This window comes from Actinoplanes sp. NPDC019969, from assembly GCF_055562375.1.
The window spans coordinates 44,913-69,246 of the sequence record NZ_JBVHFK010000012.1 but is presented as its reverse complement, the minus strand read 5'-3'; the positions used below and the strand labels follow the sequence as shown (position 1 = coordinate 69,246).

Annotated in this window: 7 protein-coding genes; all 7 read left to right on the top strand. The window is 75.9% G+C overall.

Going from position 1 to position 24,334, the window contains the following annotated elements; genetic code table 11:
• The first annotated feature begins 7 nt into the window (after window positions 1–7).
• The 7 genes from ACZ3II_RS31600 to ACZ3II_RS31570 are packed head-to-tail and all read left to right on the top strand — an operon-like array spanning window position 8 to window position 24,334.
• Window positions 8–13,252, top strand: a complete 13,245-nt coding sequence (locus ACZ3II_RS31600; RefSeq protein ID WP_465522134.1) for an amino acid adenylation domain-containing protein — start codon at window positions 8–10, stop codon at window positions 13,250–13,252.
• A complete protein-coding gene (locus ACZ3II_RS31595) occupies window positions 13,249–20,130 on the top strand; it encodes a beta-ketoacyl synthase N-terminal-like domain-containing protein (RefSeq protein WP_465522132.1) in 6,882 nt (2,293 codons plus the stop codon). The genes ACZ3II_RS31600 and ACZ3II_RS31595 overlap by 4 nt, the downstream gene beginning before the upstream one ends.
• The gene (locus ACZ3II_RS31590) at window positions 20,127–20,366 is read left to right on the top strand and encodes a phosphopantetheine-binding protein (protein ID WP_465522130.1); all 240 of its coding nucleotides are present in this window, start codon (window positions 20,127–20,129) and stop codon (window positions 20,364–20,366) included. Before ACZ3II_RS31595 ends, ACZ3II_RS31590 begins: the two co-directional genes overlap by 4 nt.
• Window positions 20,363–21,610 (top strand): beta-ketoacyl synthase N-terminal-like domain-containing protein, encoded by a 1,248-nt coding sequence (locus ACZ3II_RS31585; protein WP_465522128.1) that lies wholly within the window; start codon window positions 20,363–20,365, stop codon window positions 21,608–21,610. Before ACZ3II_RS31590 ends, ACZ3II_RS31585 begins: the two co-directional genes overlap by 4 nt.
• Complete coding sequence (locus ACZ3II_RS31580) at window positions 21,607–22,851, top strand: hydroxymethylglutaryl-CoA synthase family protein (RefSeq protein ID WP_465522126.1); 1,245 nt, start codon at window positions 21,607–21,609, stop codon at window positions 22,849–22,851. Before ACZ3II_RS31585 ends, ACZ3II_RS31580 begins: the two co-directional genes overlap by 4 nt.
• The gene (locus ACZ3II_RS31575) at window positions 22,851–23,585 is read left to right on the top strand and encodes an enoyl-CoA hydratase-related protein (protein ID WP_465522124.1); all 735 of its coding nucleotides are present in this window, start codon (window positions 22,851–22,853) and stop codon (window positions 23,583–23,585) included. The genes ACZ3II_RS31580 and ACZ3II_RS31575 overlap by 1 nt, the downstream gene beginning before the upstream one ends.
• The gene (locus tag ACZ3II_RS31570) at window positions 23,582–24,334 is read left to right on the top strand and encodes a polyketide synthase (protein WP_465522122.1); all 753 of its coding nucleotides are present in this window, start codon (window positions 23,582–23,584) and stop codon (window positions 24,332–24,334) included. The genes ACZ3II_RS31575 and ACZ3II_RS31570 overlap by 4 nt, the downstream gene beginning before the upstream one ends.

The window sequence follows — 24,334 nt, the reverse complement described above, 5'->3', positions numbered from 1 at the left end:
GGAGTCGATGACGCAGCTGGTGATCCCCCAACTCGGTGAGGGCATTGTCGAGGTTCGTATGACCGCTCTGCTCCGCGCGCCCGGCGACCGGGTCGCCAAGGACGAGGTGGTGTACGAGATCGAGCACGACAAGGCCGCGCTGGAGATCGAGTCGCCGGTCGACGGGGTGCTCGGGCGCTGGCTGGTCGCGGAGGGCGACACCGTCGCGATCGGCACCGTGGTCGCCGAGATCGAGCCGGTGCCCGCGCAGACCCCGGTGCCCGCGCAGACCCCGGTGCCCGCCCGGGCGCCGGAGCCGGCGCAGACCGTGGAGACGGTGTCCACGCCGGCGCCGTGGATCCCGCCGCGCACCCGTGCCTTCGGCCGCAAGTTCGGCCTGCGGCGCGCCGACCTCGCCGCCATCCCCGCCGCCGGGAGCGTGCTGTTGCCCGAGGACGTCACCGCCTGGCTCGCGGACCGGTCCACCGCCGAGCCGGAGCCGGCCGCCACCACCCCCACGCTGAGCCCCCGGCAGCGGCGGCTCAACGCGGCGATGCGCCGAGCCGCCGGCACCGTCGTCCCGGCCGCCGTCACCGTCCCGCTCAGCGACACCGCACTGGCCCGGGCCGCCGAACAGGATCCCGGCGCCACCCCGTTCCGGGCCTTCGCCCACGTCGTCGCGCGGGTGGCCGCCGGGCACCCGCTGCTGCGCTCCCGCCTCGACGGCGAGACCCTGCACGTCAACCCGGAGGTCAACCTCGGCATCGCGGTGAACGACGCCGACGGCGAACTGCGCGTCGCTGTCGTGCACGCCGCCGGCACGTTGTCCGCCGAGGAGTTCGCCGCCCGGTACGAGCAGGCCGTCGCCGAGGCACGGGCGGGCACCGCGCTCGCCGACGAGACGGTGACACTGATCCTGTCGCACCTGGACGACACCGTGGTCAGCGCGGTTCCGGCGGTCGTGCCGCCCGCGACGGCCACGCTGTTCCTCGGCGGTCCCCGCGCCGGGGAGCGGGAGATGGTGCTCGCGTTCGACCACTGCGTGGTGAACGGGCGGCAGGCGGCCGACTTCCTCGGCGCGATCCGTGCCGCCCTGCCGGCGGCGGGCGAGCCTCCGGCCGCCGCGGCCGGCGACGGACCGCTGGCCCGCCTGCTGGAGGTCGCCGCCGGCGTGCTCGGCCACCCGGTCGACGCCGACGTGCCACTGCAGGAACAGGGGATGAGCTCGGCTGACGCCACCCGTCTGGCCGTCGAGGCCGGCGCCGCGCTCGGGGTCACCCTGCCGGTGGTGTCGCTCTGGCGGTTCCCCCGTCCCCGGGACCTGGCCGCGCACCTGGGCGAGCGGGTGACGGCTCCGGCAGAGGCCCCGCTTCCCGATGTGGCGCACGCGGCGGATCCCGGCGACGGCATCGCGGTCATCGGCATGTCCTGCACGGTGCCGGGCGCGGCGGATCCGGAGGAATTCTGGCAGCTGCTGCGGCGCGGCGAGTGCCGGATCGGGCCGGTGCCCCCGGGCCGCCGGGACAGCCTCGGGGACCGGCTCACCGCCGCGCTCCTCGACCGGGTCGACCTGTTCGACGCCGACGCGTTCGGCCTCACCGCCCGGCAGGCCTCCGCCATGGACCCGCAGCAGCGGATGCTGCTGGAACTCAGCCGGCACGCCCTCGAACACGCCGGCATCGACCCGGCCACGCTGGCCGGCACCGACACCGGTGTGTTCGTCGCCGCCTGCGGATACGACTACCGGGAGCTGGCGATCACCGCCGGGGCCTCCGACGGGTACGCCACCGTGGGCACCTTCCCGGCCTTCCTGGCCAACCGGATCTCCTTCCAGTACGACCTGACCGGCCCCAGCATCACCCTCGACACCGCCTGCTCGGGCGGCCTCACCGCGCTGGCCGTGGCGATCGCGGCGCTGCGCGGCGGGGACTGCTCCACCGCGCTCGTCGGCGCGGCCAACCTGCTGAGCAACAGCTTCAACACCGACGCGTACAGCCAGGCCGGAATGCTGTCGCCGGGCGGGCGGAGCCGGGTCTTCGACGCCGGCGCCGACGGGTTCGTCCGTGGGGAAGGCGCCGGCTGGGTGGTCCTCAAACCGCTGGCCCAGGCGCGTGCCGACGGCGACCCGGTGCTCGCCGTGATCCGCGGCGCCGCCGTCAACCACGGTGGCCGTGCCGCATCGCTCACCGCACCCAGCCCGGCCGCACAGAGCCGCCTGATCAGCAGCGCCCTGAGCCGTGCCGGAGTGACACCGGACCGGCTCGGCTACCTGGAGGCACACGGCACCGGCACCGCGCTCGGCGACCCGATCGAGATGGCCGGGCTGCTCGGCGCCCTCGACGCGAGCGGCGGCGTGCCCGAGCGCGCCGCCGGGCCGGACGGCACGCTCTGGGTCGGCTCGGTCAAGTCCAACATCGGCCACCTGGAAGCGGCCGCCGGACTGGTGGGGCTGATCAAGGTGATCCAGGTGCTGCGGCACGGGGAGATCCCGGCGAGCGTCGGGCACGACCGGCTCAACCCCGCCATCGACCTGGCCGGCGCGCCGATCGCCGTACCCACCCGGTCCCTGCCGTGGCCGGCGTCGGCGCGGCAGCCGCGCGTCGCGGCGGTCAGCGCGTTCGGGTTCGGCGGCGCCAATGCGCACGTCGTCGTCGAGGAGGCGCCCGCGGGGTACGCCGGACGGCAGTCACTGCCGCCGTACGAGTTCCGCCGCCGGGCGTACTGGCTGACCGCTGCCGCACCGGCGTCTCCGGCGGAGGCCCCGTCGCAGCCCGCCGAGCACGGCGATCCGCTGGCGCGGCACACCGTGCTCGGCCGGGCGGTGCTGCCGGGGGCCGCGATGCTCGACGTGCTCGGCACGGCCGGGCCGCTGCACCTGCGCCAGGTGCGTTTCCTGCGGCCGGTCGACGCCGGCCACGCGCTGACGGTCGACGCGGACGGGCCACGGCGTACCGTGCTGGCCGGCGGCGAGCCGTGCGTCACGGCGACTGCCGTCGCCTCCGCCCGTGGCGACGGCTACGGCGCCGGGGCTCCGGCCGTCACCGGCGGCGAGATCGTCGACCTGACCGCCCTGCTCGCCGGCCGCGGCATCGAGACCGGACCGGTCTATCGGGTCGTGCACGACCTGCGCCGCGACGGCGACCGGGCCACCGGCGCCGTCACCGCGCCACCGGACACGGACCCACGGGTACGCCGGATCGCCTGGCTCGACGCCGTGCTCCAGGCGTCGCACGCGGTGCTCGACACGACCGGCGCGCTGATCGCCGCCGGGCTCGACGAACTCGACTGGACCGGTGAGGTGCCCGCGACGGCGACCGTGCACGTGCACCGCCGGGCGGGCGGGACCGGGCACGCGACAGTGGACCTGGTCGTGCCCGGCGTGGTCCGGATCGCCGGGCTGCGGCTGCGCGCCGCCGGCCGGAACGGGACGGCAGCGCCCGTGGCACGGCTCCTCACCCCGCGCTGGGTGCCCGCCCCGCTCACCCCCGGCGTGCCCGGCGCCGTGCCCGCCGCCACCGTCGTGATCCACGACGGCGACACCGCCGGCATCGCCACCGGTGACCGGATCGACGCCGGTGACGCCGGGCTGCGCGAGCGGCTGCGTACCGCCGCCCGGCGTGGCCCGCTCGACGTGCGCCTGCTCGTCGGTGGCGCGCGGTGGACGGCGGACGAGAGCGGCGTACGGCGGCTGCGTTGCTGGCTGATCGCGCTCCTGACGGTCGCCGAGGTGCTCGCCGAGACCGGTGCGCCGGCCACCGTACGCCTGATCACCACCGGCCTGGCCGCCCCGCTCGGTGGCTCCCCGCGCCCCGGTGCGGCACTGCAGGGCGCCCTGCTCGGCGCGGTGCGCAGCATCCCGCTGGAACTGCCCGCCGTGACCGTCTGCGCCGTCGACCTGCCCGCCGGCGCCGACCCGGCCGTCGCCGGACAGGAGCCGTGCTCCACCACGGCGCCGCTGATCGCCGTCCGGCACGGGCAGCGCTGGCGGCAGGCGCTGGCGGACACCGAGCCGGCCGGCGGCGGCCCGCGACCCGGCGGGACCTACGTCATCCTGGGCGGAACCGGCGGCATCGGCCGCGCGGCCGCCCGCCACCTGGCCGGGCGATACGGCGCCCGGCTGGTGCTGACCGGCCGCTCACCGGCGGGCGAGCGGACCCGCGAACTCCTGGACGAGCTTGCCGCCGCCGGGGCGCACGCGGTGTACGAGCAGGCCGACCTCTCTGCCGCCGGTGACCTGGACCGGGTGCTCGCCCGGTGCCGGGAGCGGTACGGCGAGCCCGACGCCGTGCTGCACACGGTCGGTTCGGTGAGCGCGGCCCGGATCGGCGAGATGACCGCCGCCGACGTGGACGCGGTGCTCGCCACCAAGGTCACGGCGGTGCTCGAGCTGCACCGGCGCCTGGGCGGCGTACCGCTGCTGCTGTCGTCGTCGATCGCGGGCCTGTTCGGCAGCGAGGGTGGCCTCAACTATGCGGCAGCGAACAGTTTCCTGGACCACTTCGCCGCAGCGGTGGACGGCCGCCCCGGGCCGGTCCGGACCGTCGACTGGGGCCTGTGGCAGGACACCGGCCTGGCCCGCCGGTTCACACCGCACGTGCTGCGCAGCTATCCGGGTCTCACCGCGTTCACGCCCGAAGCGGGGTTGGCCGCTCTGGAAGCCGCGCTGGCCGGTGACGACGCCCAGGTGGTCGCGCTCGCCGGTGATCCGGTCGCCCTGCGCGGCCATCTCGTGACGCCCGGCTCTCCCGCGGCCCCCGGCTCTCCGGTGTCGCCCGGGTCCCCGGTGACGGCACCGGCTGCCGAACCGTCCGTGGACGCGGCGCGGGAGCTGGACCGGTATGCCAGGACGCTGATCGCCCAGCGGTTGCGCGAGGCCGGTCTCGCCGGCCCGGACGTGCCGCTGGAGACGGCGATCCGCGCGCTGCGTGCCGTTCCGGAGCATCACCGCCTGGTGGCGGCGCTCCTGGACGCCCTCGCCGGCGGCCACGACGCCGGCGATCCGGAGGAACTGCGGCGTACGCTGCTGGACCGTCACCCCGACCTGGACGGGCACGTCGACCTGCTGGACCGGGTCGCCGCCCAGCTCGGCCCGGTGCTGCGCGGGGAGATCAGCGCCACCGCGGTGCTGTTCCCGCGCGGCGACCTCAGCGGCGTCTCCCGGATCTACTCCGGCAACCGGCTCTTCGACCCGGCCAACGCCCGGGTCGCCGGCGAGACCGCACGGCTGGTGGCGGCGGTCGCCGCCGAGGGCCGCCGGCCGCGGGTCCTCGAGGTGGGCGCCGGAGTCGGTGGCACCACCCAGGTGGTCCGGCCCGCGTTGCCGGACGACGTCGAATACGTCTACACCGACCTGTCCCCGGCATTCCTGAACGAGGGCCGCCGCCGCTTCGGCGACGCGGTGCGCCCCGCGCTCCTGGACGCCGAGCGGGACCCGGCCGGACAGGGCTTCACGGCGGGCTCGTTCGACGTGATCCTGGCCAGCAACGTGGTGCACGCCACCACCGATCTCAGCGTGACGCTGCGGAACCTCGGCACGCTGCTGGCGCCCGGCGGGCACCTGGTGCTCGGCGAGATGGTGGTGCCGGCCACCGTCTACACCGTCGTCTTCGGCATCACCGACGGCTGGTGGCGTACCGCGGACCCGCAGCGCCGGATGCCGCACGGGCCGCTGCTGGACGTGGCGCGGTGGGACCGCCTCTTCACCGAGCTGGGCTGGCGGATGACAGCGGGCCCGCACTCCGGGGCGCCCGGAGCGGTCACCGTGCTCACCGCCGCACCGGTCCGGGTGTCCCCGGCCGGCGCCGCGCCGGAGCACGTCCCCGCGCCCGCCCCGGTGATCGCACCCGTCGCGACCACCGGCGGCGGCGACATCGGCGGCATCGGCGAGGAGCTGCGGGCGATCGTGCGCCGGCTCACCGGCGAGGACGGCGCGGCGCTGCCCGGCGACGCCACCTGGCAGGAGATGGGCATCGACTCGCTGCTCAACAACGAGCTGGTCGACACGGTGGCCCGGCGGTACGACGTGGATCTGGCCGCCACCTCACTCTTCGAGCACCGCACGCTGGACGCGCTGGCCGCACACCTGGCGGCCACGGTACCGGCGGCACCCGCGCCGGCACCCGCGGCGGCGCCCGCGGCAGAACCGGCCGGCGACGGCGCCGGCACGCCCATCGCCGTGGTCGGGCTCGCCGGACGCTACCCCGGAGCCGCCGACGTCGACGCGTTCTGGGAGCTGCTGCGCGACGGCCGGTCCACGGCCCGCGAGGTGCCCGCCGACCGCTGGGACTGGCGCACTGCCCGCACCGTGGGTGGCGGGTACGCCCGCTGGGGCTGCTTCCTCGACGACCACGACGGCTTCGACCCGGCGCTGTTCCGGATCGCGCCGCGCGACGCCGCCGCCATGGACCCTCAGGAACGGGTGTTCCTCGAGGTGGCGTGGACCGCTCTGGAGACCGCCGGATACTCCCGGCGCACTCTCGCCGGGCGCCCGGCCGGGGTCTACGCCGGCGTCACCGGCACCTCCGGCCTGCTCGCCGGGCGCGACGCGCGCCGGTCCGGCGCGGACAACCCGGAGTACGCGGTCAGCTCGCTCGCCTCCGTCGCCAACCGTGTCTCGCATGCGTTCGACCTGCGTGGCCCCAGCCTCACCGTCGACACCATGTGCTCCAGCTCGCTCACCGCCGTACACCTGGCCGCGCAGGCGCTGGCCGTACGGGAGGTCGACCTCGCGGTCGCCGGTGGCGTCAACCTCTACCTGCATCCTGATCGCTTCACCGGTCTCTGCGCCCTGGGAATGCCCTCACACGGCGACGCGACCCGGGCGTTCGGCGCCGGCGGCGACGGATTCGTGCCGGGGGAGGGCGCCGGTGTCCTGGTCCTGAAGCGGCTCGCCGACGCCGAGGCCGACGGCGACACCGTCTACGCGATCATCCGGGGCACCGCCGTCAACCACGGCGGGGGCACCGGGGGATACACCGTGCCGAACCCGGTGGCCCAGGCCGAGCTGATCACCGAGGCGCTGCGCCGCGCCGGGGTCACCCCGGACACCATCGGCGCGGTCGAGGCTCACGGCACCGGCACCGAACTCGGCGACCCGATCGAGCTGCGCGCCCTCACCCTGGCCCTGGACGGCGGGCGCGAGATCAGCCTCGGCTCGGTCAAGTCCAACATCGGTCACGGTGAGGCCGCGGCCGGTGTCGCCGGGCTGACCAAGGCGATCCTCCAGCTATGGCACGGCATGCTGGCGCCGACCCTGCACGCCGGCCGGGTGAACCCGAAACTGCGCCTCGACGAGAGCCCGCTGCGACTGCAGCAGCGGCTCGCCCCCTGGCCCGGCGGCGCCACGCCGCGGCGGATCGCGGTCAGCTCGTTCGGCGCCGGCGGTGCGAACGCGCACGTCGTCCTGGAGGAGGGCCGGCCCACTCCGGTGACCGACGGCGACCGGCCGGTGGCCGTGCCGCTGTCGGCGCCGGACCCGCAGCGGCTCGCCGCGCTCGCCGCCCGCCTCGCCGAGCTGGCCGCGGACGAGACGCCACGGCAGGCTCTCGTGCGGTTCCCCGACCGGCTCACCGACCTGGCGTACACGCTGGACACCGGGCGGGAGAGGTTCGACTGCGGCGCCGTGGTCACCGGTGCCACCCGTGCCGAGCTGGCTGCCGCCTTCGGCGCCCTGGCCCGGGGCGAGGACCATCCGGGAGTACGGTTCCCGGGTACCGGCGTCACGCCGCCGCCCGGCCGCCGGGTGGCCCTGCCCACCACGCCCTTCGCGCGGCCCGCGCCGGCCGTCACCGGGCGATCCGGCGGGCTGCCGCTCCTCGGCGCCGTCGCTCCGCCGGCCGAGCGGCACGCCGAAATGACCCTGACCGCCGGCCACCCGCTGCTGGCCGACCACGTCGTCGACGGCACCCCGACACTGCCCGGGGCGCTGCACCCGGAGCTGGTGTTCGAGGCGCTGCTGGCGGCGGGACGGTCGCCGTACGACGTCAGCCTCATCGGACTCACCTGGCCCGAGCCGGCCGGGGGCGCGCCGCTGACCGTCCGCGTCGAGGTCGGCGCCACCGGCTTCCGCTGCCGGGCCGGCGAGCGGACCCTCGCCGAGGGCGCCTTCGGGGAACACCGGCCCGCCGGAGCCGCCGGCGGGCGGACGACGGTGGACGGGGGCGGCGCCGAGGAGTTCTACGCCGCGTTCACCGCCGCCGGATTCGCCTACGGCCGTACCTACCGCACCGTCACCGCGGTCGACGACGACGGCGACCGGGTCACCGCCCGGTTCACCCTCGCCGAGGGCCAGGACCCGGACGGGCGCCAGGTGCTGCACCCGGCGGTGCTCGACGCCGCCTGCCAGGTGGCCGCGTGGAAGCTGGTCGGTGACGACCCGGACGCCGTCCACCGGCCGCTGGGCATCGACCGGCTGACCGTGCACCGCCCGGCCGGCGGCAGCGGCACGATCCTGGCCCGCCGCACCGGCCCGGTCACCTTCGACCTCACCGTGCTGACCGAGGACGGTGAGATCGCCGTGGAGGCGGAGGGGTTCACCGTCTCGGTCACCGGGGCCGGCGGCCGCGTCCCGGCCGGTTCGATCGCCGCGTACCGCCACGGCTGGGCCCCCGCCGACGGCGCGGGGAAGCCGGTGGACCGGGTACGCGTCGTGGGGCGCGGCGCGGTGGCTGCCGTGTCCGCTCCGGCGCCGGGTCCGGTCGGCGAGGTGATCGTCGACCTCACCGGGCACGACGACGGGTACGGCGTGCGGGCCGGCGCCGGCTACGGCGACTTCCCGGCGCTGGAGACCTTCCGGCTGCTGCGCGACCTGATCCGCGACCCGGACCTGAACGGCGCCCGGGTGCATCTGCTCACCGCCGCGGACGGGCCCGCGACCCCGCTGGCGTACGCGCTGCACGGCCTGGTCCGTACCGTGGCCGGCGAGACGTCGCGGATCGGTGTGCGCCTGGCGACCGTGGACCGGGCGGCGCTGCACGACCCCCGGGCCGTACGCGACGCGCTCACCGGTGACCCGGCCTTCGTCAGCGGCTCCTGGCTGCGCCTGCACGGCGACCGGCGGGAACAGGCGATGCTCACCCCGCAGCCACTGGCCGCCGGTGACCCGGCCCTGGCCGTGGACGGCTGCTACCTGATCGCCGGCGGTCTCGGCGGCCTCGGCCGGGCCGTCGCCGCCGACCTGCTGCGCCGGTGCCCCGAGGCCACCGTGGTGCTGGTCGGGCGCGCCCCGGACGCCGGGCCGGCCCTCGCCGCGCTGCGCCGGATCGCCCCCGCGGCCCAGCTGCGTTACCGCCGGTGCGACGTGACCGATCCGGTTCAGGTGCGGGCGCTGGCCGCGGCCGAGCCCGGCGTCACCGGCATCGTCTACCTCGCCGGCGTGCTGCGGGACGGGTTCCTGCGTACCAAACGCGACGAGAACGTCCAAGCGGTCTGCGACGCGAAGATCCTCGGCGCGGTCACCGTGGACGAGGCGTTCGCCCGTCACCGGCTGGACTTCTTCGTCCTGGCCTCCTCGCTGGCCGCCGCGGCCGGCAACCAGGGCCAATCCGACTACGCGTTCGCCAACGGCTTCCTGGACGGTTTCGCCACCGCCCGGGCCGCCGCGGTCGCCCGTGGCGAGCGCTCCGGCCGGACCCTATCGGCCGGCCTGCCGGTGCTGGCCGACGCCGGGATGCTGCCCGACGAGGCGTCGCGCGCCTACCTCGCCGAGACGCTCGGGCTCACCCCGATGCCGTCGGCGCGGGCCGTCGAGGTGCTGTGGCGTGAGTGCGGCGCGGACGGCCTGGCCTACCTCGCGCTGGTGCACGGCGACCGGCGCCGCTGGGAGGCGGCGGTGCCGACCGCCACGTCGCCGGCCGCCGAGCCGGTCGTGCCGGCCCCGCTGACTGCCGCACCGGTCCCGGTGGCCGCCGGGTCGCCGGGCCGGGAGCTGCTCGACTGGCTGCGCGGGCACGTCGCGGAGGCCGTCGGAATCGACCCGGAACGCATCGACGCGCATCGGGATCTGGCGGAGTACGGCGTCGACTCGGTAGCGCTGATGCGGCTCAACCGCGGTCTGGAGGCCGAGATCGGGCGGCTGCCGATGAGCACGCTGATGGACTCCCCGACCCTGGCCGAACTGGCCCGCCGGATCGAGGCCGACCACGCCGACCGGCTGGGCGCCGTCATCGCCGCCGCGGAGGCTCCGCCGGGGCCGTCCGAGGCCGTCCCGGCCGCCGGCGAGCACCTCGACGAGCCGCTGCCGGAGCGCTTGTTCGGGATCTGGCTGGCCGACCAGACCGCCGCGCCGGCCGCGCCCTACAACATCTCGATGGCCTGGCGCCTGCCCGGCGACGTGGACGAGAACACCCTCGCCGCGGCGGTCACCGCGCTGGCCCGCCGGCACCCGGTGCTCATGTCCCGGCTCGTGCCGGTGTCCGGCGAGGTCCGGCTCACGGTGGCCGAGGAACCGCCCGTGCTCACCGTGCGGCAGGTGAACGAGCCCGTCGCCGGACTGGTCCGCCGGGAGGCCGACCGGCGGTTCCGGCTCGCCACCGAGCCGCCGCTGCGGGCCGTGCTGTGGCGCGGCGACGACGAGCCGCCGGTCCTGCAACTGGTCACGCACCACCTGGTGGTCGACGGGCGCTCGGCGGAGCTGCTGCGGGACGACCTCTGCGCCCTGTACGCCGGTACCCCGCTGCCGCCCGCGCCGCCGCTGGGCGCCGCCCTGCGCGCCGAACGCGATGTGCCCGCCGGACGCCTCGCCGCGTGCGAGACCTTCTGGGCCGGCCGGCTCAACGGCGTGCCCTCCCCGGCCCTGTTCGGGGACGGCGACGACCCGGCCGGGGGCCAGCGGTACCACCGTTACCCCACCACGCTGGCCGAGGAGGCCACGGCGGTGGCCCGCGACGCCGGGGTGACCCCGTTCGTGGTGCTGTTCGCCGCGTTCGCCCTGGCCGTCGCCCGGCGCACCGGTCATCGCCGGTTCAGCGTCACGGTGCCCGTCTACGGCCGGCCCGGCCCCGAGTACGACGCCACGGTCGGCTGCTTCGTGAACCCGGTGCCGTTGCGGGTCGACGTGGACCCGGAGAGCACCGTCGAGCAGTGGCTCGCCGTGCTCCGCGACGAGGTCCGCGGCGCGCTGGAGCACGTCGACCTGCCGTATTCGCGGATCGTGCGGCACACCACCGGAACGCCCCGCCTGATGTTCACCTTCCAGAACTGGCGGCGCGGGGAGCGCGTCACCGGCGTGCTCGGCGACCTGCTGCACGAACGCGGCCAGCAGGGGGACTTCGACCTCGGCCTGGAGATCACGGCGGGACCGGACGGCATGACGGTCCGGAGCGCGCACCGGACCGGTGCGCTCACCGGCGCCGAGGTGGACGCCGTCGTCGACGACCTGCGCCGGATGCTCGGCGAACTCCGCGGCAACACCGGCGCCCCGGTCGGCGCGCTGCTCGACCCGGCCGCGGCGACCCTGGTCAGCCGCATCCGGCAGCGCGCCGAGCAGCGGCCCGCCGCCATCGCGGCGCAGGACGGCGCCCGTACCCTCACCTACCGGGAACTGTGCGACCTCGCCGGGCGGGTCACCGCCGCGGTGGCCGCCGCCGGTGAACGCGGTGAGCCGGTGGCGGTGCTGCTGCCCCGGGACGCCACCCTCCCGGCGGTCCTGCTCGGTGTTCTCGGCGCCGGCTGCCCGTACGTGCCGCTCGACCCGGCGTACCCCCCGGAGCGCCTCGCCCTGGTGATCGAAGGCGCCGGCTGCCGGCTCGCGATCGCCTCCGGCGACCTGCGGATGCTGCTGCCGGACGAGGTACGGGTCCTGGACCCGGCCGATCTGCCCGAGGGCGGGCCCGTCCCGGACGGCCCGCGCCCGGACGACCTCGCCTATCTGATGTTCACCTCCGGCAGCACCGGCCGGCCCAAGGGCGTCGCGGTCACGCACTCCAACGTGGTGCACACGCTGGACGCGATCGCCGCGACCGCCGGCCTCGGCGCGGCCGACCGGCTGCTCGCGGTCACCACTGTCGGTTTCGACATCTCCGTGCTCGAGCTGTTCCTGCCGTTGCTGACCGGCGGGACCGTGGTGGTCGCCGACCGGACCACCGTGCTCGACGCGAACCGGCTCGGCCGGGCGCTCGACGAGCACCGGATCACCGTCATGCAGGCCACCCCGTCCGGCTGGCAGCTCCTGCTGGACGGCGGCTGGACCGGGCGGCCCGGGCTCACCGCGCTCTGCGGCGGCGAACCGCTGCCGGACCCGCTGGCCGAGGCGCTGCGCCGGCGCACCGGGCGGCTGTGGAACGTGTACGGGCCGACCGAGGCCACCATCTGGTCCACCATGGGCCTGCTGCGCGCCGGCGACCCGGTGCACCTCGGCGACGGGATCGGGGCCACCGAGCTGGCGGTCACGACCGACGGGGAGCTGTGGATCGGTGGCCCGGGGGTGGCGGCCGGGTACTGGCGGCAGCCCGATCTGACCGCCGGACGGTTCACCGCCCACCCGTTCGACCCGGACGCGGGCGGCCGCTGGTTCCGCACCGGCGACCTGGTCCGCCGCGACGACGAGGGACGCCTGCTGTTCCTCGGGCGCATCGACGACCAGGTGAAGATCCGCGGCTACCGGGTCGAGCTCGGTGAGATCGAGTCGGTGCTCGGCGAGCACCCCGCGGTGGCCCGCGCCGTCGTGGTTCTCACCGGGGAGGGCGCGCACGCCCGGCTCACCGCGGTGGTGCAGGCCCGTCCCGGTGCGGCCCCGCCGGACATCGCCGCGCTGCGGGAGCTGGCCGGCCGCCGGCTGCCCCCGTGGATGGTCCCGGACCGGGTCGTGGCGGTGCCCGGCTGGCCGATGACCAGCAGCGGCAAGGTGGACCGCCGGGCGGTCGCGCGTACCGTCGGCGGCCTCGCGCCGGAACCGGCGGCGGCGCCGTCCGGGCCGGCGCCGGTCTCCGCCCCGCCCGCGCCGGCCGCGGAGCCCGCCGCCGACATGGCACGGGTGCTGCGGATCGTCACCGACGCCTGGGCCGGTGTGCTCGGCGCCGAACCGCCGGCCGGCCGCACCTTCTTCGAGGCCGGTGGCAACTCGCTGCTGCTCGGCCACCTGTACGCCCGGCTCGCGCCGCTGTTCCCGGGCTGTGACCTGGAGGTGGCCGACCTGTTCGCCCACCCGACCATCGCCGACCAGGCGGAACTGATCAGCGCCCGGACGGTCCGGCGGCCCGCCGCACCGGCTGTCCCGTCCGCCCCGCCCTCGCGGCGCGCGCTGCGCCGAGCCCTTCGACTTGGAGAAGCCGGATGAGCATCGACATCACCGACCTCGACCCCAACGCCATCGCCGTCGTGGGCCTGGCCTGCCGGTTCGGGCCGGCTGACTCCGACGAGCGGCTGTGGGAGCTGTGGCGCGACGGCGGCACCGGGATCCGCCGGTACGGCAACGCCGAACTGGTGGCGCTCGGGCACGACGAGCGGACCGTACGCCGCGAGGGTTTCGTGCCCTCCGGCAGTGTCCTGACCGATGCCGAAGCGTTCGACGCGCAGGTGTTCGGCTACAGCCCGCAGCACGCCGCGTGGCTCGACCCGCAGCAGCGGCTGTTGCTGGAGACCGCCCGGCACGCCCTGGAGGACGCCGCCCTCGACCCGCGCGACGGCAACCGGCCGACCGGGGTGTTCCTCTCCGTCGGCCAGCCGGTGAACCCGCCGGTGCGCATCACCGAGCTGGACGCGGCCGGGATGACCCGGTTCTCCTCCACCGACAAGGACTTCGCTGCCACGCGGGTGTCGTACAAGCTCGGTCTCACCGGCCCCAGCCTCACCGTGCAGACCGCCTGTTCCAGCTCGCTGGTCGGCATCCACCTCGCGGTGGAGAGCCTGCTCGGCGAGGAGTGCGACATCGCCGTGGCGGGTGGTGTCTCGCTGCACTTCCCCCAGGCCGGGTACGTCGCGGCGGCCGACATGATCCTGTCGCCGACCGGGGTCTGCCGGCCGTTCGACGACGCCGCCGACGGGACCGTGTTCGGCAACGGCGTCGGCGTGGTGGTGCTGCGCCGGCTGGCCGACGCCCTCGCCGACGGCGATCCGATCCGTGCGGTGATCCGGGGCAGCGCGGTCAACAACGACGGCGACCGCAAGATGGACTTCCACGCGCCGTCCCCCGAGGGACAGGAACGGGTGATCCGGGAGGCGCTCGCGGTCAGTGGGGTGCCCGCCGCCTCGATCGGCTACGTGGAGGCGCACGGAACCGGCACCCACCTCGGCGACCCGATCGAGTTCTCCGCCCTGGCCCGGGTGTACGGCACCGCCAGCGGCCGGGCCGAGCCGTGCGTCGTGGGGTCGGTGAAACACCTGGTCGGGCACACCAACACCGCCGCCGGCGCGGCCGGCTTCATCACCGCCGTGCTGGCCCTGGAGCACGGCACGGTGCCCGCACCCGGCTACCTCGACCGGCCCAACCGGCGTCTCGCCGCCGACGGCTCCGGCTTGCGGATCGGCCCGGCCGGCGGCGACTGGCCGGTGCCCGCGGGCCCCCGCCGCGCCGCGGTCAGCTCGTTCGGCATCGGAGGCACCAACGCCCACGTCGTCCTGGAGCAGGCGCCGGTCCCGGCCCCGGCGCCGGACCTGCCGCGCGAGACGCTGGTGGTCCCGGTCTCCGCGCACACCCCGGCCGCGCTCGAGGCCGCGGCCCGGCAACTGGCCGACGCCCTGGCCGCCGCCCAGGAGTCGGCGGCGCCGCCGCACCTGGCCGAGGTGGTGGCCACCCTGACACACGGCCGGACCCCGGAACGGGAACGCCTCGCGGTCGTCGCCGACGACGTGCCGTCCGCTGTCGCCGCGCTGCGCGACGGCTCCGGGTTCCGCGGCACGGCGCCGTCCGGCGGCACCCGGCACGCCGCCCCGCCACCGGCCGGCAGCGACCCACGGGCGGTGGCCCGGGCCTGGGTGGACGGCACCGGCGGACTGCCGCCGGCCCGGCCCGGCACCCGGCGGCTGCGGTTGCCCGGGTACCCGTACCAGCGCCGTGAGTTCCCCCGCCCGGCGCCGGCCGGTCCGCAGCCGGAGCGGCTGGCCGGCATGCTCGACCGCAACGTGTCGACCGTGCACGGCATCCGCTTCGAACGGCTGCTCGAGGCCGCCGAACCGCTGGTCGCCGACCACGTGGTGGCCGGTGAGCCGATCCTGCCCGCCGCCGCCCAGCTCGACATGGTCCTGGCCGCGGCCGAGCAGGCCTGGGGCGCGCCGCCGTCCGGGCTCACCGGTGTCACCTTCCACCGGCCGGTACGCGTCGACGGGCGGGCCCGGCTGATCGCCGAGGTCGCCGACGACCACCGGACCGTGCGGGTCGTCTCGGAGGACGGCGGCGACCGGACCGTGCACGCCGAGGCGGAGGTGCTCACCGGCGACGGCCCGGCCGGTCCGCCGCTCACCGTGACCGGCGACCGTACGCTGTCCGCCGCCGAGGTCTATGACCGGTTCGCCGCCGACGGCGTCCGGTACGGCGACGCGTTCCAGGTGATCACCGAGCTGCGTACCGGGCCGGAGGGCGCCACCGCGACCGTGCGTGCCGCCGCCGGAGACCGGCACCGGGTGTCGCCGTACCTGCTCGACGGTGTGCTCCAGACGGTGCTCGGCTGCCTGGCCGACGGGCCGGCCGGGGAGACGTTCATCCCGTTCGCCATCGAGCGGATCGAGGTGGCCGCCGCGCTGCCCGAGCGGATCGAGGTGCAGGTCCGGCCGGCCGCGACGGCCGGCAGCGGGCGGCGGATCCGCAAGTTCGACCTGACGGCCACCGGTGACGACGGCGCCGTGGTGCTGCGGCTCACCGGTCTCAGCCTGCGCCCGGTCGGCGCGGCCGGGACCGGCGCTCCGGCGCCCGGCGGCTGGCCGGAGGGCCTGCACGGGTACGCGCCGTCCGTCCGGGACACCGGCCCGGTGGCCCTGCCCGCGGGGCCGGTGATCCTGCTCGACGGCACCGGCGCGCAGGCCGCCGCGCTGGGCGGTGTGCTCGGGGGCCGTCCGGTGCTGCGCGAGCTGCCCGATCCGGCGCCTGCCGAGCTGCCGCTCGTGGTCCGGCCACTGCCCGCCGGTGACCCGGCCGAGGCGGGGATCCGGCTGATCGGCGCGGTCCGTGATCTGCTCCGGCCGCTGGCGCGGACCGGCGCGCGGATCATCGTGCCGTACCCGCCCGGGTCACCGGCCGGCGCCGGCGCCGCCGCGCTGGGCCGTTCCCTGGCCGCGGAGAACCCGCGCTTCGAACTGATCGCGGTGGAGACGGACGCGGACGGCTGGGCCGAGGCGGTACGCCATGCCGCCGCCACCCTCCCGCCGGGCCGGCACCTGCTCGGTGGCCGGGAGGCCGCGCTGACCCGGTTCATCCCGGCGCCGGCCGGCGCCGAGCCCTTCGCCCGCGGCGGCCGGTACTGGATCAACGGCATGGGACGCCTCGCCGAGCACCTGGCCGGCCACCTGCTGAGCCGGTACGGCGCCCACGTGATCCTCACCGGGCGGTCGCCGGTGGCCGGCGACCGCGCGGAGGCGCTGCGGCGGCTCGCCGGGTTCGGCGGCACCGTCGAGTACCACGTCCTGGACTGCGCCGACCCGGCCGCGGTGCGGGCCTTCGCCGCCGGCATCGAGCCGGTCCGTGGCGTGCTGCACTGTGCCGGGGTGCTCCGGGACGCGTTCCTGATCCGCAAGGACGACGCGTCCGCCGCCGAGGTCGTCGGTGCCAAGCTGGGCGGCGCCGTGGCGCTGGACGAGGCGACCGCGGGCTGGGAGCTCGACCACTTCGTGGTCTTCTCCTCGGTGTCCGGCGCGCTCGGCAGCGCCGGGCAGGCCGACTACGCGTACGCCAACGCGGCCGCGGACGCGTTCGTGACCGCACGTGCCGGGCGTCGCGCCGGGCGCAGTCTCTCGATCGCCTGGCCGTACTGGGCGGACGGCGCGATGGGGTCCGCCGATGCCGTCGTGGAGGTGCTGTCCGGGCTGGGCATGCGCCCGATGACCACCGCCGAGGGGCTCGCCGCGCTGGAGACGCTGCTGGCCGCGCCGGGCGTGCCCGCCGCTCCGGTGCTGCTGGCCGGGGACCCCGTACGCCTGGAGGAGTCGTTCCCGGTGCTCGGCGCCGGCTCCGTCCCGCCTGCCCCGGTGGCCCCGCCGTCTGCCCCGCCCGCCGTCGCCGCCGACGAGGAGGGGGTGGCCGGCGCGGTGCGCGAGCGGGTCACCGAGGTGGTCGCCCGGGCGACCGGCAACACGGCCGCGGAGATCGACGCCGACCGGCGCTTCGACGACCTCGGCATCGACTCGCTGCTGGTCATCCGGATCGTCGAGATGCTGCGCGAGGACTTCGGGCAACTGCCCAAGACGCTGCTGTTCGAGTGCCAGACCGTCGCCGAGCTGACCGGCCACCTGCTCCAGGACTGCCCGGAGCGGTGTGCCGCGCTGGTGCCGGCGGGCGCGCCGCCCGCGGCCGTGCCGGAGGACACCACCCCGGAGATCGTGCCGTCGCCGGAACCGGCGCGTGCCGCCGCCCGGCAGGAACCGGCCGGCTCCGAGGGGGCGATCGCGATCATCGGGATGGCCGGCCGGTACGCCGGAGGCGCCGGCCCGCACGAGTTCTGGCAGACCCTGCTGGCCGGCGCCGACCTGGTGACCGAGGTGCCCGCCGACCGCTGGGACGCGGCGTCCCTGTACGACGCCGACCGCGACCGCGTCGACCGGACGCACACCCGCTGGGGCTCCTTCCTCGACGGGGTGGAGAACTTCGACGCCCCGCTGTTCAACATGTCGCCCCGTGAGGCCGGGATCACCGACCCGCAGGCCCGGCTGATGCTGGAGAGCTGCTGGTCGGTGCTGGAGGACGCCGGGTACCGCCCGGACGAGCTGGTCCCCACCGGCGACCCGCTGCGCCGCCGTGACGTCGGGGTGTTCGTCGGGGTCATGTACGGCGAGTACCAGCTGCACGAGGCCGAGGAGCGACTGCGCGGCAACCCGATCCTGGCCAACAGCGCGTACTGGTCGATCGCCAACCGGGTCTCGTACTTCTTCGACTTCCAGGGGCCCAGTGTCGCCGTCGACACCGCCTGCTCGTCCGCGCTGTCGGCGGTGCACCTGGCGTGCGAGTCGCTGCGTGCGGGCAGTTGCCGGGTGGCGATCGCCGGTGGCGTGAACGTGCTGATCCACCCGAACAAGTACTTCATGCTCGGCCAGGGGCGTTTCGCGTCGTCCGACGGCCGCTGCCGCAGCTTCGGCGCCGGCGGCGACGGGTACGTGCCCGGTGAGGGCGCCGGCACCGTGCTGCTGAAGCCGCTCGCCGACGCGCTCGCCGACGGCGACCACATCCACGGTGTCATCCTCGGCACCGCCGCGAACCACGGCGGGCGCACCAACGGGTACACCGTGCCGAACCCGCGCGCCCAGGCCGACCTGATCGGCAAGGCGCTGCAGGCGGCCGGGATCGGCCCGGACGGCATCGACTACGTGGAGGCGCACGGCACCGGCACCGCCCTCGGCGACCCGATCGAGGTACGCGGTCTCACCTCCGCCTTCCGCCGGGCCGGCGATCCGGGCGAGGGCCCGGTCCCGATCGGCTCGGTCAAGTCGAACCTGGGTCACCTGGAGTCCGCGGCCGGGGTGGTGGCGCTGCACAAGGTGCTGCTGCAGATGCGGCACCGCACCCTGGTGCCGTCGCTGCACGCCGACCCGCCCAACCCGGAGATCGACTTCGCGGCCACGCCGTTCGTGGTGCAGCGCGAGGCCGCGCCGTGGCTCTCCCGCGACGGGGGCCCGCTGCGCGCCGGTATCAGCTCGTTCGGCGCGGGCGGCGCGAACGCGCACGTCATCGTCGCGGAGGGACCGGCGCCCGCACCCCGCGAACCGGACAGCGGAGAGCCGGTGGTCGTCCTGCTGTCCGCCCGTACGGACGCGGCCCTGCGGGCGTACGCCCAGCGGCTGCGCGAACACCTCGGCCGGGAACGCCCCGCGCTCGCCGACGTGGCGTTCACCCTCGCCGTCGGCCGGGCCGACCTGGCCGAGCGGTGCGCCCTCGAGGTGCGCACGCTGGATGAGCTGCTGTCCGGGCTGGAGCGGGTGGCCGGCGGCGAGCGCCCGGGCACCGAGGCCACCGCCGGCTGGCAGTCGGGGGGCCGTCTGGACCGGCGGGCCGCCAGCCGCGCGGACGGGCGGGGCCGGCGCATTCCGCTCCCGCACTACGCGTTCGAGGCGATCCGCTGCTGGTACGACAACCAGATCGATCACCTGGAGCGACGGCGCGACACTCTCGACCCGCCGCCCCGGCCGTCCCTGCGCGACTTCGGCCGGCCCCGCCCGGCCGCGCCGGCGCCTGCCGCGCCGGTGGCAGCGCCCGCCCCTGCCATGGCCACACCCCTTGCCGGGCCTGTCCGGCGCCGCATCGCCGCCCAGAAGGGAATCATCATGCCCCAACAGCAGAAAGTCGTTCTCCGGCCACTCGGCCGGCCCGCACCGCTCCCGCCTCCGCCGCCGGTTGCCGGACCGGCGCTTCCCGATCCCGCACCGGCCCCCGCCGCCGGCCGGGCCGACGTCACAGCGGTCGTGTCCGAGGAACTGGCCCGGGTGCTCTACCTGGCGCCCGGCGAGCTCGACCCGGGCACGTCGTTCCAGGAGCTGGGCGTGGACTCGATCCTCGGTGTCGAGTTCGTCCGTGCGCTCAACGACCGGCTGGGCGTGTCGGTGAAGGCGAGCGCGATCTACGACAACCCGACGCCGGCCGCGCTGGCCGCCGCTCTCAGCGACCTGTCCGCCCCGGTCCCGCCTGCCGCGGCCGCGCCGCCTGCCGCACCGGTCGCCGGCGCGGATCTCGCCGGTATCCAGCGGTGGCTGCGGGACCGGATCGCCGAGGTGCTCTTCCAGGACGCCGCCGACATCGACGCCGGAACCACCTTCACCGAGCTGGGGCTGGACTCCATCCTCGGCGTCGAGCTGGTGAACGGCGTCAACCGGGAGCACGGCCTCGACCTGAAGGCGAACGTGCTCTACGACCACCCGACGATCACGCAGCTCGCCGCCCACATCGCCGGCGCCGCGGGCCCGCGGACCCCGGACGTGCCCGAGACCGGGACGAACGCGGTGCTGGCCGCCGTGCGCGCCGGGTCGATCTCCGTGGACCAGGCCCTCGAACTGCTGCAAGCCGCCAAGGAGAACCGATGACCGACGACCAGATCTTCACGATCGTCCGGCGGCACGTCATCGACGTGCTCCCGGGTGTGGACCCCGATGCGGTACGCCCGGACAGCGCGATGCGCGACCTCGGCGCCAACTCCCTCGACCGGATGGACGTGGTCATCGGCGTCCAGGACGAGCTGGGCATCCGCGTCCCGACCACCGCGCTGGCCGGCGTCAACGACCTGCGGTCGCTGGTCGGCGTCCTGCGGGAGCACGCATGACCGGCGCCGTCGTGCTCACCGGCGCCGCCCTGCTCACCAGCATCGCCGACGACCTGACCGGGTTCACCACGGCGCTGCTGGCCGGGCGCACCGGCGTACGCCCGGGGCCGGACCAGGCGCCGTCCGCGCGGCTCGACGACTTCACGCTGCGCGGCTGGAGCGACCGGCACCTCGGCGATGACGAGGAGACGGCCGCTCGGCTGCTCCGGGTCGCCGGGCGTGCCACCCGCCCGGCGCAGACTGCCGCGTGCGTGGCGCTCGACGCGATCCGTGGCGCCCGCTTCCGGCCCGGGGCACGCACCGGACTGCTGGTCGCCGGGGCGAACCTGACCCTGGACCACCAGGCGCGAACCGTGCTGGACTACGAGCGCCGGCCGGGCCGGCTGCGTGCGTCGTACGCGCTGACCCACCTGGACGCGGACATCGTCGGCGTGGTCAGCGAACTCACCGGCATCCGTGGTGAGGGCTGGACCCTGGGCGCCGGATCGGCTGCCGGGACCCTGGCGGTCATCCAGGCGGCCCGGCTGGTGCACTCCGGGTGGCTGGATCAGTGCCTGGTGGTGGCCCCGATGGCCGAGTTGTCCCCGGTGGAGCACGAGGCGTTCCGGCGTACCGGGGCGATGGCGACCGCCGAGGAGCCGCTGCAGGCGCCGGTGGTCTGCCGCCCGTTCGATCGGCGCCGGCGCGGATTCGTCTACGGTCAGGCGGCCGCTGCCGTGCTGATCGAGCGCGCCGACCTGGCGGCCCGGCGCGGCGCGGAGATCCTGGCCGAACTGGCCGGGCACGGGCAGGCGCTGGACGCGCGCCGCGGCACCGAACCGGACAGCGCCGGACAGGTGGCCGCCATCCGCGCGGCGCTGCGGGCGGCCGATGTCGCGCCGGACGAGATCGACTACGTGAACGCGCACGGCACCGGCTCGGTGCTGGGCGACGAGATCGAGGCCCGGTCGCTGCGCACCGTCTTCGAGCGGCACAGCCCGCTGGTCAACTCCACCAAACCGCTGGTCGGGCACTGCCTGTCCGCCGCCGGCCTGATCGAGCTGGTCGCGACGGTGGCCCAGCTGCGGGCCGGCGCCTGCCACCCCAACCCCAACCTGGAGGACCCGATCGACAGCGAGCTGGCGTTCGTCGGCGGCGCCGCGGTGAACCGGCCGCTGCGTACGGCGCTCTCCACCAGCTTCGCGTTCGGCGGCATCAACGGTTCGGTCGTGATCCGGGCCGCACGACCCGAGGAGTACTCATGAAGTCAGTCGGCATCGAGGCCATCAACGCGTACCTGGGCGAGACGTTCGTCGACGTGCCGGAGCTGTTCCGGGCCCGGGGCCTGGACGACAGCCGCCTCGACAACCTGATGATGCGGCGCAAGAGTGTGGCCCTGCACTGCGAGGACGCGGTGTCGTTCGCGGTGAACGCGGCCAAGCCGATCGTGGACGCGCTCACCGACGACGAGCGGGCCGGCATCGAGCTGCTGATCGTCGGCACCGAGTCCGGCCTGGACTTCGGCAAGTCGCTGGCCACGTACGTGCACGACCAGCTCGGCCTGCCGCGCAGCTGCCGGCTGGTCGAGACGAAGCAGGCCTGCTACAGCGCGACGGCGGGCATGCAGCTGGCCGCGGGCGTGGTGGCGGCCAGCCCGCGCGAGGGCACCCGGGCGCTGGTGATCGCCAGTGACGTGGCACGCCCGGTGCCGTTCACCTACGTCGAGCCGAGCCAGGGCGCGGGCGCGGTGGCCATGCTGATCAGTGACCGGCCGGTGGTGGCCACCCTGGACGCGGGCGCCAACGGATTCCACAGCTTCGAGGTGATGGACACCTGCCGGCCCACGCCGACCGAGGAGGCCGGTGACGCGGACCTGTCGCTGCTGACCTACATCGAGTGCCTCGGCGGGGCGTTCGACGACTACGCCCGCAAGGTGGAGGGCGCGGACCTGGTCGACACGTTCGACCTGCTCGCCATGCACACCCCGTTCCCCGGCATGGTCAAGGGCGCGCATCGTACGGTGCTGCGGCGCGCGAAGCGGATGAGCCCCGCCGAGCTGGAGGCCGACTTCACCCGCCGCCTCAGCCCGTCGCTGCGCTATCCGGCGGAGGTCGGCAACGTCTACGCCGGCACCGTCTTCCTGGCGCTGCTCAGCACCGTCGACAACGCCGAACTGGACGGTCCCCGCCGGGTCGGCGTCTTCTCCTACGGCTCGGGCTGCTCGTCGGAGTTCTACAGCGCCGTCATCACCCCGGAGTCGCGGCGCGCCACCCGCGCCATGGAGGTGGAGGCCACCCTCGCCGACCGCTACCGGCTCTCCATGGAGGAGTACGACGAGCTGCTCGCGGCCACCGCCGAGCTGACCTTCGGGACCCCGGACTTCACCATGGACCTGGACCGCTTCCCGCAGATCGTCAAGCGGCAGCTGGGCCGCCGCCCGCGCCTGGTGCTGCAGGAGGTCCGCGGCCACCACCGTGAGTACGTCTGGCTGGGCGGTGATCACTGATGCCCGCCGTACGCACGGGGCCCGGGCACGTGTCGGTGACCCTGGACCGCCCGGAGCGCCGCAACGTGATCGACGCGGAGCTGCTGGACGGCCTGCTGACCGCCGTCCGGGACGCCGAGGCCGACCCCGCGTGCCGGGTGCTGGTGCTCTCCGCCGAGGGGCCGGACTTCTGCGCCGGGATGGACCTGACCGCCGCCGGGGAGGCGCCGGAGACCCTCGGTGATCATCCGTACTGGACCCTGCTGCGGGCACTCTCCTCCACCGAGCTGGTCAGCGTGGCCGTGGTCGACGGCGCGGCGACCGCCGGCGGGGTGGGCCTGGCCGCGGCCTGTGACATCGTGCTGGCCGGCGAGGCCGCCACGTTCCGGCTCACCGAGGCGCTGTTCGGCCTGCTGCCGGCGATGGCGCTGCCGTTCGTGGCCCGCCGCACCGGCGAGCAGCGGGCGGTCGCCGCCACGCTGACGGCCCGCACCTGGACCGCGCGGGAGGCCGCAGCGGACGGGCTGGCCGACCGGACCGGCGCATCCGCCGCCGCTCTGCTGCGCCCGCTGCTCGTGGAGCTGCGCCGGGTGGAACGCCCGGCGGTGGCCGCACTCAAGCGGTACCGGCAGGCCGCCTTCGGCTGGCCCGCCGATCTGGGCCGCGTCGCCGGGCTCGCGTTCGCCGACCGGCTGGCCGCGCCGGAGGTCCGCCGGCGCATCGCCACCCTGACCGCGGCGGTGAGCGCGGCATGAGCACACAGGTCGTGCACCTGAGCCGGGAGGACGACGTCGCCGTGGTGACGCTCGCCGACCACGCCGGCCGCAACAGGTTCGGCCCGCGGCTCTGCGGCCAGCTGGTCGAAGCGGTGGAGACGGCAGGCGCCGACTCCCGGACGAGGGTGGTGCTGGTCGAGGGGCTGCCCGAACTGTTCTGCAGCGGCGGGTCCCGCGACGAGCTGCTGCGGTTCGCGCGCGGCGAGGGCACGTTCGACACCGACGACTTCTTCCGGGTCTTCGCACGCTGCCCGGTCCCGGTGGTGGCCGCCGTACAGGGGCATGCCATCGGCGGCGGGCTGGTTCTCGCGCTCTACGCCGACCTGCTGGTGCTCTCCGAACGCTCCGTCTACACCACCAACTTCCTCCGGTACGGGTTCACGCCCGGCATGGGCGCCACCCACATCGTCCCGGCCCGGCTGGGCGCGGCACTGGGGCAGGAGATGCTCTGGACCGCACGGGGCTACCGGGGCGCCGAGCTGCGCCGGCGCGGCGTGCCGCTGCCCGTGGTCGCCCACGGCGAGGTGCCCGGTTACGCCCGGGAGCTGGCCGGCGAGGTGGCGCGGGCGCCCCGCGGGTCGCTCGAACTGCTGAAGCGGGACATGGCGGACCCGCTGATCGAGCGCACCGGAGCGGCCATCGCCCGCGAGGTCGCCATGCACCACATCTCTTTCCGCCTGCCCGAGGTACACGACCGGATCGCCGCCAGCTACGGCGACGCCCGATGA